Genomic DNA, 16,421 nt, shown 5'->3' with positions numbered 1-16,421 from the left:
GGGAGATCCTTTTACTTTGTATGCCGAAATAAAAACTAACCCGTTGCCTGAAAAGAAAACCACTGTTGCGGGAACAACAACGGCTTTTAGATAAGCAATGTAACGTCTTGCAATTACTTTACTTATTGATATGTACCACAAAATTAATTTTTTTAAGTTTAAAAAGCTAATTCCGATTGCATTAATTTTTTTGGTGACAAGCCAAGCTGATGCCAAAGGATTTACTTCAAACTATCCTGCCTTTTCGCAGGTAAACGAAACCATTTCCGGAACGGTGACGGATCAGAAAGGAGCTGCTGTTGAAGGCGCCAAAATCACGGTTGTAGAAACCGGAGAAACTGCTTCTACTGACACATCGGGAAACTTTACCATTTCAGCCAGTATCGGACAAACCTTATCTGTTTCTTATGAAGGATATGGAATCCAGATGGTGAAAATCTCCAGTACTTCAGTTGCTGTACAATTAGAAACTAAAAAAGAATCAACATCCATCGAAGAAGTAACACTGGTAGGATATGGTTCCCAGAAGAAATCTGATTTAACGGGAGCCGTAAGTCAGCTAAAAGCTGAGAATTTTAAAGAAGGAATGAACATTTCCGTTGACAACCTGATGCAGGGGAAAATTGCGGGTGTCCGTATTGTCCAGTCGAGTGGAGAGCCGGGAGCCGGAGTAAATGTGTCCATCAGAGGGATAGGTTCTATCCGAAGCGGGAGTACTCCTTTATTCGTTGTAGATGGAGTTCCTTTGAGTAACGATGCCGTAAGTGCTACTGGCCCGAATATCGGGTTAGGAAATGCACAGGCCAAGAACCCGTTAAACTTTTTAAATACCAGTGATATTGAATCTATTACGGTTTTGAAAGATGCTTCCGCTGCTGCAATCTACGGTGCAAGAGGTTCAAACGGTGTTGTTTTGGTAACAACGAAAAGAGGAAGAAAAGGAGAACCATTGTTTACCTATGATACGTATTTAGGTTTTTCTTCAGTGATTAAAAAATTAGACCTGATGACTGCTGATGAATATAGGTCTGCAGGAATCAACAAATTATATGACCATGGGGGAAATACAGACTGGCAGGATGAAATCTTCAGAAATGCAGTCTCTTCCAATCATTCAGTATCTTTTTCAAAATCTACGGAAACCGGAAATTATTTTGCGTCCATTTCTCACATGGATCAGGATGGTATCATTCTGAACAGTGGTTTCAAAAGAACAACGGCCCGTTTGAATGCAGAAGAATCATTTTTTGATAATAAAAGATTAAAAATTAAACTTAATCTTACGGCAAGTGACATCAAAGAAACGGGAATCCCGAACGGAGCCAATGCAGGTTCTGACGGTCAGGTGATTATCCATGCTTTGATGGCGAATCCTACGCGTTCCGTGTATGATCAAAACGGAAATTATACTAATTTTAATATGAATGCTCATTACAATCCTTTGTATCTCCTGAGTGTTTATAACGATAAAACCAATACTTTCAGAGTATTAGGAAATACAGAAGCCACATTGAGAATCTTACCCGGATTGAATTATAAGTTCAACTTAGGGATTGATAAAACGATGTCTGAGAGAAATACAACGATGTACCCAAACATTACAGACAGAACTCCGAAAGGAATGTATGTTCAGGCAAATCTTGATTCTTATAATGTACTTTTGGAACATTACTTAACCTACGATCTTAGTTTAAATAAACATAATTTCAGCTTGTTAGGTGGTTTCTCCTATCAGAAATTCAAAACTACAGGAACGTATTTCGGGGTGAAAAATATTGCGAATCAGGGAGCGGGAATTCCACCTGAAATTAATCCTGGTTACTCTGGTGAAGCCTTTATTCCGGCAGCAGGATATGCTCAGGAGAATGAATTACAATCTTATTTCGGAAGAGTAAACTATAATTTTGATAAAAAATATTTACTAACGGCTTCATTAAGAGCTGATGGTTCTACGCGTTTTGGTCAAAACAACAAATACGGGTATTTCCCTTCTGTTGCCGTAGGCTGGACGGTTTCTAATGAAAATTTTCTGAAAGACTCTCAGATCATCAACGAATTAAAATTAAGAGGAAGCTGGGGACAAACCGGTAACCAGGAAGTTCCGAATAAAATCACTCAGGCAAGCTCCTCACTGTCACCATCCGGAGGATATTATTTGTATGATAATCTGAACCTGATCAATGGAGTAGTGATCAACAGAACCCCTAATCCTGATCTGAAATGGGAAGTGGTGGAGCAGACCAATATTGGAGCAGACTTTAGCTTGTGGAGAAACAAGTTGTATGGATCATTGGAATATTACAACAAAATAACCAAAGATCCGATTCTGAATATTCCTTCCAGACCGTTAAGTCCCACAAGTACAGTATGGAAAAATGTAGATGCAAAGATTGTAAACAAAGGATTTGAATTTTCGTTAGGTTCAGAAATCATCAAAACACAAAACTTTACCTGGAACTTTGATGTCAATGGAGCGACAGTGAATAACGTGGTAAAAGATCTTCCGGTTTCTGCTATCTATTCGGGGGAAGTATCCGGGCCCGGACTTTCAGGAGTTACGGCCAATATTTACAGAAACGGCTATGAAGCAGGATCTTTCTATATGTTGAATTATTTGGGAGTAGATGCCAACGGAAAATATATCTATGAAGATGTAAATGCAGATGGAAGAATTGATCAGAATGACAGAAAGATCTTTGAAGGAGCGATTCCGAATTTCACTTTCGGGATTAATTCTTACATGAAGTACAAGAAGTTTGATTTCTCATTCTCTTTCATTGGGCAAACGGGTGGTTACCTGGTGAATAATACGGCATTGGATTTAAATATCAACAACTTAGCGTCAGACAGAAACGTATTGAAAAACTTCTACGAATCCGGAGCCAACTTTACCAATCAGCCTCAATTATCATCCCTTTATCTTGAAAAATCAGATTTTATACGATTGAATAATGTAAGATTGGGATACACTTTCGATACCAGCCAGCTGAAGTTTTTGAGAAGTATCAATCTTTATGTAAGCGCACAAAACCTGTTGACCCTTACAAGCTATTCCGGATATGATCCATTGGTGGATACGAACAAACAGGTGAGTGGAAATCAGTCTCTGGGAATCGACTATACAACCTATCCGTCTGCCAAGACTTTCATTTTGGGAGCTACTGTTAAATTTTAATTGAAAAGAAATCATGAAATCTAAATTTTTAAATATAAATACCATTATTTTATCCTTTGCTGTACTGTCTTTAATGGGATGTACCAATCTGGATGAAAAAGTAATTGATGAGGTTTTGGGCTCTGAAACGGCCGATCCTGAAGCGGCTCTTGCTGCTGCTTACGGACAGCTGGGAGACGGAACTTTTGTAGATCACGGAAATGTTTTTGCTTTACAGGAATATTCTACTGATGAAGCTTTATTACCCACAAGAGGAAGTGACTGGGGTGATGGAGGAAAATGGAGAGCCATGCACGAATTCACATGGGATGCAAGCAATGATGTGGTAAAAACAACCTGGAATTCTCTGAACTTCGGGATTACAAAGTCTCTGACGGCCATCTCAAGTATTGAAAAAAGTAACAGTACAAACAGAGCCTTATTTTTAGCGGAAGCAAAAGGATTATTAGCCTATTATACTTATACCACAATTGATCTTTTCGGGCAGGCTCCTTACAGAGATCCGGGTAATATAAATGCTCCTATTCAAATCCGAAAAGCAGAAACTACTATTGATGCTTTGATTACTGAAGTAGAAGGACTTATTCCCAATCTGGCAGATATTAAGACCCAGAATACTCACGCCGGAAGATTTACCAAACAGGCAGCGTATGCATTCCTTGCAGATATGTACCTGAACAGAGCGGTTTTGAAGAATAAAACGGCAGGATCATTCAACTTTTTGGAACAGGCGGTGAGTGGTTCAGGAACAGATATGGATAAAGTAATTGAATATTCCAATCTATTGATTAACAATCCGAATTTCAGTCTGGAATCCAATTATTTCCACAATTTTGATATCAATAATGATACAAGCAAGGAGATGATTTTCTCCATCGTTCAGAAAAAAAATACAGATAAAGCTTCAGATAATGACCTGGCATATATGTCTATGGAAAGAATTCAGAAGCCATCCCCTGATAACAGAGGAACCAATGCATCGTGTATTACCCCGGAATTCTATTATTCCTGGAACGGGAATCATGATGACCCACGCTTTCAGAGATCTTATCAGTATACGGATGGAACATGGTTCAGAAATGACGGAACAGATGTAAGTGTACCTTCATCCAGTAAAGTGGAAGGTACAGGAAAACCATGGTTTCATTTCAACAGAGGGCTGCAGGTGGGACAGCAATATGGGCCTAAGATTCTTGCAGACGGAAATTTTGATATGACTTCAGACGGAAGAATTAAAGTGTATAAATTATTTACAGAAAAAAATACAACACTTGCCGCAGACTTCACTCCTGAGCTGAATTTTGATAACCCTTCTGAATCTGTATTTACTCAGGCTCAGATCAACAGAGGAGTAAGAAACTTTAAGTTTGAATTCGATCCGGGATATGGAAATAACGGAACAAGCGGAATGGATGTACCCTTGTACAGATTAGGAACCATCTATATGATGAGAGCAGAAGCGTACTTAAGAAGTGGAAACCTAGCTGCAGCGTTGGCGGATGTGAATAAGCTGAGAACAAGCAGAACGAATGATGCTTTAAAGAACAATGCTCCGGGAGTTGCCATTGCTTCTTTGGATGAGAATACACTGTTTAAAGAATCAGGATATGAGCTGTATTGGGAAATGTACAGAAGAAAGGCCATGATCCGCTTCAAGAAGTTTGATTTACCGGGAACAGCCAAATCGGCTTCTCTGCCTTACAGGAGGATTTTCCCGATTCCTCAGGCAACCATTGATGCCTCAAAAGATTTTACCCAAAATCCAGGATACTAGTTTCTTTATATAAACAATTTTTGTGCAAACAAGAAGCGAAGAGATTTCCTCTTCGCTTCTGTTATTTTATATGGGTTTGTAAATATCCTGCTAAAATTCTGATAATGATATTAACTATCAATATGAACGGGCTTTAGCCCGTTTAACAAAATATCAAACATTCATCTGGCTTTAGCCAAAACTTAAAAGACTTCAGGTTTTACTCCACATTCAGCATTCCCAGTTCCCCGAAATGCTTTTTGAATTTCTGGATTTTAGGACCTACCACAGCACTGCAATAAGGCTGTGTTGGGTTTTCATTATAATATCCCTGATGATATTGTTCTGCCGGCCAGAATTTGTCGAATTGGGTTAATTCTGTTACATACGTTCCAGCCCATCTTCCTGATTCCTGAGATACTTTAATAGCTTCCTCAGCCTTTGCTTTCTCAGCATCATCTTTATAATAAATTACAGAACGGTATTGGGTTCCGATATCATTTCCCTGTCTGTTTAATTGAGTAGGATCATGTAAAAAGAAAAATACATCCATCAATTGTTCATAAGAAATAATTGCCGGATCATACGTGATCTGTACCACTTCTGCATGTCCTGTTTCTCCTGTACAAACTTCCTGATAAGTAGGATTGTCTTTATGCCCTCCTGAATATCCTGAAATAGCAGACTGTACCCCTTTCAGCATATTGAAACAGCTTTCTACACACCAGAAACATCCGCCACCGAAAGTAATCTGGTCTAAATTATTGTTGTCCATTTTTGGTAATTATATTGTTTTATTATTTTTTCCAGATCCGGAAAAAGCTGATCAAAAATATGAAAAACTTTTTCATTTAAACATGATTTTACCGCTTAAACTCAAATTACAATGATAGATGTGACAAATGATTTTAAACACGATTATTAACCATTTTATGAATACATATAGGATAAAACCAAAGAGATAATCTCCGAAATATTTTAAAACGGTTAGTATTAGCAATGTCATGCTGAGCTAAAGCATTTTAATTTTAAACACGAATAGCACAAATGCTTTCACAAATAAGCACAAGGAAAATAGAATGCAATTTCTCTGATTGAATCTTCGCAGAATATTTTAAAGCGGTTAGTATTAGCAATGTCATGCTGAGCTGAGTCGAAGCATTTAATTTTAAACACGAATAGCACCAATGTTTTCACAAATAAGCACAAGGAAAATAAAGCGAAATCCTCTGGGAAAATCTGCGTAATCTGTGGGAAAAACAAAAGCACCCTAAAAAAGGATGCTCTATATTATTAAAAAAGATTTCAGTTATTTTTCCCAAACCAAAGCACTTGCACCAAGAATAGCTGCGTCTGCTTCGTCAAGTTCACTGAATACCAGTTTTACTTTATTTCGGAAAATCGGAAGAAGATTTCTTTCCATATGAAGCTTAGCTGGCTTTAGGATAAAGTCTCCCGCCTTGATCACTCCTCCAAATAGAAGAATAGCTTCAGGGGAAGAGAACATTACAAAATTGGCTATAGCCTCACCCAGCTTCTGACCTGTATATCTGAAAACCTCAATAGCAATCGGGTCTTCTTTGATCGCACATTCGTATACTGTTTTAGAATTGATCTCGTCTTCAGGATATTGGTTCAGCATAGATTCCGGAAATTCGGCTCTCATTTTCTTTGCTGTAATGGTAATTCCTGTGGCAGATGCATAAGCTTCAAGACTTCCTTCAGAACCTGTGCTCCAGTGCTTTCTTCCGCCTGGTTTTACAATCGTATGTCCTAATTCTCCGGCAAACCCGTCATGTCCATAGATTAAGCTTCCATTAGCGATAATTCCACTGCCTACTCCTGTTCCTAGGGTAATCATGATAAAATCTTTCATTCCTCTTGCTGCTCCGAAAAGCATTTCTCCCAGCGCTGCAGCATTGGCATCATTGGTTACTGTACAAGGCAGATTGAATTTTGCCGTCATCAGCTCAGCGAAAGGAATTACGCCTTTCCATGGAAGGTTAGGGGCAAGCTCTATGGTTCCTTTGTAATAGTTTGCATTGGGAGCGCCTACTCCGATTCCGTCAAAGTGTGCTTCAGTACCATACTTTTCCATCATTGGACGAACATGTTCATATAAAGCATCAATGAAATCTTCTACTTTTTCATAGGCATCAGTTCTCAGATTTCCTTTATCCAGAACTTCCCCACGGTGGTTTACAATTCCGAATTTAGTATTGGTTCCGCCGATGTCAACTCCAAGGGCAACTTGTTTTGATAAATCTATTAATGACATTTCTATTATTAAATTCTAAGGGCTAAAATTATAAAAAAGATTGTATTAATGGATTATTAACTCCGTTTTATTTAATATTTTAAACTGTTTTTGGCGTTTTTTTCTTTTTTCTTCCCCACCAGATCATAAATCCGGTAACCGGAAGAGAGGCGCAGATAATACTCACAATAAAAGCAATAATCTTGGTAGGAAGTCCTAAAATAGCCCCTACGTGGATATCATAATTGGCACTTACTACTTTTTCCCCAAAGTTTTTATCTTTTGGATCATGAGTGTGCAGCAATTCTCCTGAGTTTTCATCAAAGATCAAGCTGCTGCTTTTATGATAAGAATAAGAAAGATGTTTCACATACACTTCAAAGTTAGGATGTTCGTGATCATCCATGTGTGGATGACCTAAATCTATGGCAAAACCATAAGAGTCAGGATATTTTTCCGTTACGGTATTGATGATTTTATCCAGTGTTCCTTCTGTTCTGAGCTCGATAGGAGCTTTTGTTTTAATGTGGGAAAAGTCTGGATACTTTGTTTCTCCACCGGAAAATATCACGTAGATCATCGCTTGCACCACAAAGAATGCATAGAATAATCCGGTAATAGAGAAGATTAAAGCGAATATGGATGCATAAAATCCTAAGACATTATGAAGGTCATAATTTTTTCGTTTCCAGCTTTTGATATTTTTCCATTTGAAGGCAAAACGTTGTTTTCTTGCTGCTTTGTTCTTTGGCCACCATAAAATAATCCCGGAGATCAGCATAATGATAAAAATGATAACAGGAATTCCTACTACATAGGTTCCCCAGTCCTGTTTCAAAAGGTAGCTCCAGTGGATCATTTTTACAATATTGAAGAATCCGTTTTTCTCATCATAAACCCTCAGTACTTTCCCTGTGTATGGGTTTACATAAGCTTGTTTATAGATAGGGAACTCATCAAAATAGTTCCAGGCATCCGTATTATGCTCATACCAGAAGAACATATAGGACATCTTTTTGTCAATAGGAATATTTACCCAGTGAATCGGATATTTTTCTTTCACCTGTTCTGCGACAGCTTTTTCCATCACTCTGATGGGAAGTACCTGTTTGTGTTCAATATTTTGCTCCTGATGGTAGATGACATCTTTTCGGGTGATGTTTTCCACTTCATCCTTAAAAACGTACAATGCTCCGGTAACAGAGATAATAAAGATCAGAAACCCTATTCCCAATCCGAACCAAAGATGCAGTTTGGCAGACCATTTTTTGAAAAAGCCTGGTTTCTTTTTATGATGATGGTTTTTCTTCATATAGCAGTAAAAAGTAAAGCAAAGATATGCTTTGCTTTTTATTTAGTTTAATTAAAATTTATACTCAATCATGAATGTTCCTCTCAATCCAAGAGCATTCGTGAAGTCACTGTCTCTTGCTGTCCACCATGAAATGGCAGGTTGGTATACTTTGTTGAATAAGTTTTCAATACCTAATGACAGTCTCCAGTTGTTGCTAACTTCATAACTTGATTTGAAGTTGAAAACAGTATATTCAGGAACATATCCTTCACCATACGCAAACAATCCTGTTTTCGCATTAGGCTCGAATCTGTTTTGCTGGAAAGAGTGAAGCATATCAAGACCAATTGATAGAGTAGGGATAGGTTTCGCCTGAACATATGCTAATACTTTAGGGGCAGAAATTCTGCTGTTGTTGATTTTTGCAGAGTAATCACCGTCATCTTTTATGGAAGTGATCCCTTCCATCCAGCTGTAGCTTCCCCCAAACTGAATCCATTTTGTAGGGGTGAAATGTAAAAATCCTTCAACACCATATACAATTTCAGGAGATCTCTGAATCATCAATGCTCTGTCCGGACTTTGTACGAATGATGCTCCTAGTTTAGAAGTACTCACATAAGAAGTTAATTCATAGTTAAGCCAGCTGGAAAGCTGTCCTGTAGCACCTAATTCGTAATTGTTTACAATAATGGGTTTTGTTTCCAGGTTTTTGATGGTCTCAGAAGTTGAGGTTCTCAGAATTCTTCCTAATTCATTGATAGAGTAGGCCTGAGAGAAGCTTCCGAAAAGGTTGATATAAGGCTCAATATTATAACGGACACCAATATTTCCTACCAAAGCATTATAGCTCAGTTTTCCGCCGGCTACAGGAATACTTTTGGTGAAAGTTCCGTCACTTTTAAGGGTAGAAAGGGTATTGAAATCATCTACATTGACTTTGATGTTTTCGTAACGAAGGCCTCCTTTGATGGTTAATTTTTTGAACAGATCAATTTTTGCCAAGACGAAAGGGGCAATATTGGTCATATTCATATTGGGAGTCCAGAAACGTCCGTCTTCCAGTTTTTGTACCGTTTCATCATTCAGAATATCAGCTCCGTAGATAATTTCTCCCTGAGAGTTGGCTGAGTTCCAAAGCTGGGTATCCAAATTGAATCTGGCCCCTGCTTTTTTTGAAATCACATTAGACTGTCCGCCATTGAAAAAGGTATCGCTATATCCGTAAACAGTTTTGAAATCCTGATAATAAAGATTGATATTTAACGAGGTTCCTGCAAACAGGTTTTTATTGTCATAGCTCACTCTGATGTTATGGTTTTTCGGAGTTCCCTGAGGCGTTGTTTCCAGCCCTTTTCCAATTCCTTCGCCAATGGTAGGGGTGATGCCGTATTTTCCTGTTTTAAGTCCTACATTCAGGTCTGATCTTGAAGAATAACCAATGTAAGATGCTTCAATTCTTTGATTCTCGTTGATATCATACCCTATTTTCAGTAAGCCATTGTAATTGTCCATCTTGGCAATACTATAAGTAGGGCTTATCAAAACGCCGTCTCCGTCTTTTGTATATCCTGTTCTTTCGTAGGCTAGTGAAAGGGTATAATCAAATTTCTTGATCTTTCCGGTTAAAAGCTGGCTGGCTCTTACTCCTAACGTACCACCGTAAGGCTGTCCGGTAAAACCAATCTGAGAAATTCCGGAGATCTTTTTATCTGTTTTGTTTCTTTTTGTAATATAATTGATAATCCCACCATCTGCTCCGTTTCCATAGATGGAAGATGCTCCTTTGATGACTTCAATTCTTTCGATGGCCGAAGGATCAATAGTCCTTAAGTCTCTGGCTCCGTTACGAAGTGGCGTAGACTGTGGAATACCATCAATCAAAACCAGAACCTGACGACCTCTTAACGTCTGTCCCGTGTTGGAAGTCTGTCCTGAATTGGTTCCTAAACTGGGAACCGTATACTGCAGGATGCTTGTAATATCTGAGTTAACAGTCAGTTGAGACTGAATCTGTTTTTCTCCTACCACTGTGATAGAGCTTGGAACTTCTTTGATGTTTTCCTTTTTTCTGGAGGCAGTCATAACAACCTCGTCCACATTTTTGGTTTGTAAAGAATCTTTTACCTGGGCAAAAACGGTAGTAGTTCCTAAGCAGGCAGCTGATAAAAGCGCTTTTTTCATTATATTTTCTTTCCTTTTTTCTTTCTTTTTCCCCACCAAACCAGGAATCCGGTTACAGGGAGTGATGTACACGTAAGGCCGGCAATAAACCAAATGATCTTTCCAATGATTCCGAAGTAGGATCCGGTATGGATATCATAATTGGCGTTGGAATATTTCTCGGCGGTATTGAGTTTGTGATGAGGTTTGTTGGCCAGTAGTTTTCCTGAGTATTTGTCGAAGTTCAGGATGTTTCTTTCACTGTATCTTCCATCCAGTCCGTAAACTGTTACCGGAAGGTTTTTCAGTTCTTTTCCTTTTTTATTCTTTCCATTTAAAGTAATTCTGAAGCTGGATGATTTTGCATACAGTTTTTCAGTCTGTGCTGCAGCGAGATCAAAAACAGCTTCATTCTTTGCCATCAATGAGTCCGGGGATTTTCTTTCCTTTTCTTTTGGAAGTTCCCATGAACCAGATAAGGTGAAAGTAAACGTGTTTTTTACATAGGGATAGGCAAAATAAAGCCCCGTTACACTTAGAAGAAGAGCAATAAATGATGCATAGAATCCCAGAATATTATGAAGATCATAATTTTTACGTTTCCAGTTTTTTACATTTTCCCAATTGAACCAGAAACGTCCTTTTCTGGCGTTTTTATTTTTAGGCCACCATAAAATGATTCCTGTAATCAGCATAATGATAAAAAGAACGGTTGGAATTCCTACCGTATATGGTCCCCACTCTGAGTTGAGCAGAAGTCCCCAATGGAGATATTTCAGAATACTGAATACATCATATTTCTCATTATATACCGCAAGGATTTCTCCGGTATACTGATTTATATAAACCAGTTTGTTGATGCGCACCTGCTGAAAATAGTTCCATCCCTTTTTGCTTTTGTCATAATATTCAAACTGATAGGACTTTGTTTTGTCTAAAGGAATTTCTACAGCGCTTACAGGATATTTTTCATTAAGTTCTAAGGATACTTTTTCACGGAGCAGATTGATAGACAATGGTTTTTTCCCAATATCCTCTTTCTTCAGGTAAATAGCTTCTTTACGCAGGCTGTTTTGTATTTCGTCCTTAAAAACATATAAAGTCCCAGAAAGAGAGACTATAAATACAATGATACCAACAGACAGGCCAAACCACAAATGGAGTTTTGCGGACCATTTTTTTGAAGAAGCTTTCTTTTTATGGTGATGCTTTTTTCTCATAGCAAAAAGTTAACCCCATGAGGGGCTAACCTTTGATTTTTTTAAAATTTATATCCTATTGATAATCTCCAGTTACGTGGAGCATTGTAGATCCAGGCATATTCGCCGGCATCTCCTCTGTAACCGCTGTAAAGCTTTTTGTTAAGGACATTATTCAACATTAGATTGACATCGAATTTTTTAGCAACATAGGAAACCCCGAAGTTGGTATCAAAATAATCCGGAAGGCTTTGATCTTTCGTGGCATTTACTCCAAACCAGGATTGTCTTCCTCCCTGATACTGGTAGCCTGCTGAAATTCCGAACCCTTTCATAAGACCATTTTCAAATCTGTAGTTTACCCAGGTATTTTGTACATTTTTTGCATTTCCCGGAGACTGAATTCCAATTCTTGTAGGATCTGTGTCTTTGATGGTTTTTGCATCTGTATAAGCATAGTTGATAATAATGTTCAACCCTTTGATGATTTCTCCTTTGATATCGGTTTCAAAACCTCTTGCTCTTTGCTCACCTGAAGCAATCTGAAATGGAACCCCTCCATTTTGTTCTTTAAGTCCTGCTACAAGAATATTTTGTCTTCTGATTTCGTATACTGAGAAAGTAGAGTTCCATTTTCCTCCAAACCAGTCTTTCTTTAAACCGAATTCGATATTCTGTCCTCTGAAAGGATCCGTAATCTGTGTATTATTAATTCCAGTTCCAGATTGTGGTGCGAAAGTTTTGTCATAAATCCCATAAACAGAGAAATCGTCCATGATTGAATAACTAATTCCTACTCTCGGTGTGAATTCTCCTGCTTTATTTCTTGGAACAACATTTCCCGGCGAAAAAGCTGGATATCCGGCATAAGTGGTACCACTTGTGTATCTTCCTGCTAATGTTAATCTTAACTTGTTGTTAAACATTTCAATCTGATCCTGAGCATAATACGAAGTATATTTTACTCCTTCATCATCATAAAAAGATGCAGATGGATTTAAAGTATAAAAGTCAGAAGAAGGAAGTTTTGAAGGATCTACCCCATAGTTTACATTGTAAATATCAATTGGGAATGGCCCTCCTGCAAAAGATGAGAAATCTGCATTGTATTTTCTGTCTCCGTAATCAAATCCTGCAATTATTTTATGAACAATGTTTCCGGTATTTAATGTTCCTCTAACATAGGTCTGGAAAATATGATTTTTTCCTTTGGCCTGCCAGTTACTTAGTGTTCTGTTTAAAACATTTTTATTGTTCGGGTCAAAAGTTCCCCACCATGAACCTCCGTCATAGTTCAGATCCATGTAAGCATACTGCGTGCTCCAAACCCAGTCTTTGAATAATTTCTGGTCTAGACTTAAGAATAAACTCTGATCTTTTACCTCTGTTTTTTTGAAATTAGGATCATTAAAGTTGGTATGGACATTCAATGAAGCATATCCGTCATTAGACATCAGATAAGCTCCCGGCTGATTGAATTTTAAATACTGATAGTTATATTGAGCGGTAAATGTAGTGGTCTTTGTAGGTCTGAAAGTAATGGAAGGAGCAACAATAATTTTGCTTGTTTTATCATTTTCAACCCATGAATTATTAGAACTACCCATTAAATTAATACGGTAGTCTAAAACACCGTCTTTTACAAGTACTCCATCCAGATCAGCTTCTCCTCTGAAAAGGTTATAACTTCCCGTAGTGAAACGTACACTGTTGGCAAACTTTCCGGTAGGCTTTTTAGTTACCACATTATAAAACCCGGCAGGATCTCCCATAGAACCCATAAATCCGGCTGGCCCTTTTACAAACTCTATTCTGTCAATAATAGAGGCATCAGGATTGATTGGCCCCCAGGTTGAAGATACATTCATCCCATTCATAAAAGTAGCAATACTGGCTCCTCTCATGAAAACATTGGAGTATACATTATCCCAGTGTTCTACCTTCCTTGCTCCACTTACGTTACGGACAATTCCTTCCGACATGTTCAATGTAATCTGATCAGCAAGAACCTGAGAACTTACAGATTGTACATTTTGAGGAAGTTCAAGAATCGGAGTCTGAATTCTCAATGAACCTGAAACTTCATTCAGTTTGTATTTCTGATAATATCTTCCGTTAACAACTACTTCTTCAATATCGTTGGATTTGATGGTGTCTTTTTTTTCCTGTGCAAAACTTAACATGGAAGTTAATAATGCAGCTCCTATTGTTATTCTTTTCATTGTTTATAAGGGAATAATTTATTCTAACAGTTTAAAATTTATAAGTAAAGCTTCCTAATACATTAGCAAGTGGCTGTGCATTAGCCGTGGTATATCCGTTCCAGTATTTTTCGTTCGTGAAATTGTCTACTTTTACACCGACTCTGAATTTTCTGGCATCATAAAATACGTTGGCATTCATGACTAAGTATTTTGGAAGGATGAAGGTTCCCATCGTTGTTGAGTTAACAATCTTGTTATCGCTGGCATAGTTTCCTCCAACCCCGAATCCAAGACCTTTCAAGTTTCCGTCAAGGAACTGGTAGCTAGCATTGAAGTTAACTAACCACGGAGATGATGCAGTGGAAGGTCTTCTTCCCATTACGGTTTCATCAGCTTCCGTATATTTCATATCGTTGTAGCTTACTCCGGCGATTACGGAGAAACCTTTGATCAGATATGCATTTGCTTCTAATTCAACACCCTGGCTTGTTAATGAACCTGCCTGTCTTTGAATGGCTCTTCCTAATGATGTATATCCCACATTAAGAAGTGTATTTTTTACTTTGATATTGTAATAACTCAAAGTTGTGCTGATTCTTCCTTTGATAAGGCTGGCTTTAAACCCACCTTCAAATTGGTTTGCTCTTTCAGGATCTGACAAGGTTACATTGGAATCTGCATCTGAAATATAGTATCCATTGCTTGTAAAGCTGTTTTGATAATTCCCGAAAACAGATACTTTGTCCTGAATAACCTGGTAAACAATTCCCAATTTTGGAGACCATGCTCCCTGGGTATATGCTGCTGTTGCAATTTGTCCCGTTTGACCTCCTTTAAAATCTACGCTTTCATATCGTAAAGAGGTAAGGATATTAAGTCCTGCAACAGGTGTAATTACGTTGGAGATATAACCACTGTAAACATCTTTTTTACCTGTACTGATATAGGTGTTATCACGATCAAAGTTGGGGTTGCTTTGTAGAGCTTGATACTTTGCTGCCAGTGTCTGGCCATTCATGTTTGAATAATCTGCAGCGTTGAATGGTACCCAATCAAACTCAGTAAACATAAAGAACTGGTTATCATTCATTCTCATATAATCAAAACCAGCTACAGTTCTGTTCCTTACACTTCCGATTTTAAAATCTGCATTAAAGTTTTGCTGAAGTTGGAAATACGTTCTTTTGCTGTCTTTGGTTGACTGGTCTGCTCTTGCTACTCCAATTTCTGAGCTGTTCGCTGGATTGGGTGCAAAATAAAAATATGGATTGAAGCCATCGGAATATGAGTAGGAAGTACTCACGTTGGTCGATGACTTGATAAAATCATTGATTTTATAATTTACCTGCCCAAAAAAGTTTCTGGCTTTAGCTGTTGTTTTAAGATCATTCCCTGTATAGGTTTGTTTGTAGTCGTATCCCAGTTTTTCCATTTGGTCCATGCTGTCGGCTCCAAGCTGTGATCCGGGGAAATAAAAGAAAAACGATGTTTCAGGATACGCATTGGTCTCAAGCATTTCCAATTCTGCATTAATCTCTAGTTTGTCTGTTGGACGATACGTAATAGAGGGAGTGAAGGCATAAAAAGAATTTTTAGCATTCGTTCTTTGGAAAGTTCCCTGGTTGGTGTAAGCTGTGTTTAATCTGAATAGTAATTTTTTATCAGCAGTAAGCGGGGCATTTACGTCAGCCTGCACTCTATAGTAATTATAACTTCCTCCTGCTAAAGAAACGGCTCCACCAAATGTTTCATAAGGTCTTTTGGTAATTCTGTTGACAACTCCTCCGTAAGATGTTACATTGCTTCCGAATAATGTTGCTGAAGGCCCTTTTAAAACTTCAATTCTTTCAATATTAATTGCATCCATTGAAGTTGTAATAGGAGCTACCATTCCATTTCTGATAGAGTTTCCGGCAACAAAACCTCTTAAGTTTAGATAAATTCCTCCATCTCCTGCTCTGTTGGTGGCACTCCACATTTTTTGTGCACCAGCCACATTTCTGAAGGCATCGTCTACTGTAAAAATTAATTGGTTTTCTAAAATTCCTTTGTCAATGGATGAGTATACCTGTGGATCCTCTATGGCTTTAAGAGGCATTTTGTTAGAATAATCACTGTCTTTCTTAACATATGTATTGATAACTACTTCGTCAATGCTTTTAGTGGTTAATGAATCTTTTTTTTGGGCAGAAACCAGCATTGTTCCCAGTGCGGAAGCACAGATCAGTACATTTTTCATGAAAGTCAAATTTTCTGCAAATATATTATTTTTAACTGTTCTAAATAAATAATGAAGTTGATATTTATCATAAAATTATTATATAGTGAATAATAAAAAACCGCTCTAGCCAATGCCAGAGCGGTTTTTGTATGATT

Annotated in this window: 9 protein-coding genes; 2 read left to right on the top strand and 7 right to left on the bottom strand. The window is 37.9% G+C overall.

Annotated features, from left to right (window positions below):
* Positions 1-130: 130 nt before the first annotated feature.
* Both ACWPWS_RS20970 and ACWPWS_RS20965 read left to right on the top strand, forming a co-directional pair.
* Positions 131-3,175, top strand: a complete 3,045-nt coding sequence (locus ACWPWS_RS20970) for a SusC/RagA family TonB-linked outer membrane protein (RefSeq protein WP_454047789.1) — start codon at positions 131-133, stop codon at positions 3,173-3,175.
* A gap of 13 nt (positions 3,176-3,188) precedes the next feature.
* Entirely contained in the window at positions 3,189-4,949 is a 1,761-nt protein-coding gene (locus ACWPWS_RS20965; protein ID WP_454047788.1) for a RagB/SusD family nutrient uptake outer membrane protein, read from the top strand.
* A gap of 199 nt (positions 4,950-5,148) precedes the next feature.
* Here the strand turns inward: ACWPWS_RS20965 and msrA are convergent, their stop codons facing one another.
* The 7 genes from msrA to ACWPWS_RS20930 all read right to left on the bottom strand — a co-directional run bounded on the left by msrA (position 5,149) and on the right by ACWPWS_RS20930 (position 16,284).
* Positions 5,149-5,703 (bottom strand): peptide-methionine (S)-S-oxide reductase MsrA, encoded by a 555-nt coding sequence (gene msrA / locus ACWPWS_RS20960; RefSeq protein ID WP_454047787.1) that lies wholly within the window; start codon positions 5,701-5,703, stop codon positions 5,149-5,151.
* Between the two features lie 534 nt (positions 5,704-6,237).
* A complete protein-coding gene (locus ACWPWS_RS20955; RefSeq protein WP_105682818.1) occupies positions 6,238-7,206 on the bottom strand; it encodes an ROK family protein in 969 nt (322 codons plus the stop codon).
* Positions 7,207-7,285: 79 nt separating this feature from the next.
* On the bottom strand, positions 7,286-8,497 hold the full coding sequence (locus tag ACWPWS_RS20950) for a PepSY-associated TM helix domain-containing protein (RefSeq protein WP_454047786.1): 1,212 nt from the start codon (positions 8,495-8,497) through the stop codon (positions 7,286-7,288).
* 51 nt (positions 8,498-8,548) lie between these two features.
* Positions 8,549-10,663, bottom strand: coding sequence for a TonB-dependent receptor (locus ACWPWS_RS20945; protein ID WP_454047785.1), 2,115 nt, complete (start codon positions 10,661-10,663; stop codon positions 8,549-8,551).
* Positions 10,663-11,862, bottom strand: coding sequence for a PepSY-associated TM helix domain-containing protein (locus ACWPWS_RS20940; protein WP_454047784.1), 1,200 nt, complete (start codon positions 11,860-11,862; stop codon positions 10,663-10,665). The genes ACWPWS_RS20945 and ACWPWS_RS20940 overlap by 1 nt, the downstream gene beginning before the upstream one ends.
* 41 nt (positions 11,863-11,903) lie before the next feature.
* On the bottom strand, positions 11,904-14,063 hold the full coding sequence (locus ACWPWS_RS20935) for a TonB-dependent siderophore receptor (RefSeq protein ID WP_454047783.1): 2,160 nt from the start codon (positions 14,061-14,063) through the stop codon (positions 11,904-11,906).
* 31 nt (positions 14,064-14,094) lie between these two features.
* Positions 14,095-16,284 carry a TonB-dependent siderophore receptor gene (locus tag ACWPWS_RS20930; RefSeq protein WP_454047782.1) on the bottom strand — a complete coding sequence of 730 codons (2,190 nt, stop codon included), beginning with the start codon at positions 16,282-16,284 and terminating at the stop codon, positions 14,095-14,097.
* Between the last annotated feature and the right edge of the window lie 137 nt (positions 16,285-16,421).

The sequence above is a fragment of the Chryseobacterium sp. Marseille-Q8038 genome (assembly GCF_965111995.1).
This window is presented reverse-complemented; position numbering and strand designations above follow the sequence as displayed.

What these genes read in the sequence shown, in the direction of transcription:
- ACWPWS_RS20970 (WP_454047789.1), top strand. Translation starts at nt 131, where the DNA reads ATGTACCACAAAATTAATTTTTTTAAGTTTAAAAAGCTAATTCCGATT.
- ACWPWS_RS20965 (WP_454047788.1), top strand. Translation starts at nt 3,189, where the DNA reads ATGAAATCTAAATTTTTAAATATAAATACCATTATTTTATCCTTTGCT.
- msrA (WP_454047787.1), bottom strand. Translation starts at nt 5,703, where the DNA reads ATGGACAACAATAATTTAGACCAGATTACTTTCGGTGGCGGATGTTTC.
- ACWPWS_RS20955 (WP_105682818.1), bottom strand. Translation starts at nt 7,206, where the DNA reads ATGTCATTAATAGATTTATCAAAACAAGTTGCCCTTGGAGTTGACATC.
- ACWPWS_RS20950 (WP_454047786.1), bottom strand. Translation starts at nt 8,497, where the DNA reads ATGAAGAAAAACCATCATCATAAAAAGAAACCAGGCTTTTTCAAAAAA.
- ACWPWS_RS20945 (WP_454047785.1), bottom strand. Translation starts at nt 10,663, where the DNA reads ATGAAAAAAGCGCTTTTATCAGCTGCCTGCTTAGGAACTACTACCGTT.
- ACWPWS_RS20940 (WP_454047784.1), bottom strand. Translation starts at nt 11,862, where the DNA reads ATGAGAAAAAAGCATCACCATAAAAAGAAAGCTTCTTCAAAAAAATGG.
- ACWPWS_RS20935 (WP_454047783.1), bottom strand. Translation starts at nt 14,063, where the DNA reads ATGAAAAGAATAACAATAGGAGCTGCATTATTAACTTCCATGTTAAGT.
- ACWPWS_RS20930 (WP_454047782.1), bottom strand. Translation starts at nt 16,284, where the DNA reads ATGAAAAATGTACTGATCTGTGCTTCCGCACTGGGAACAATGCTGGTT.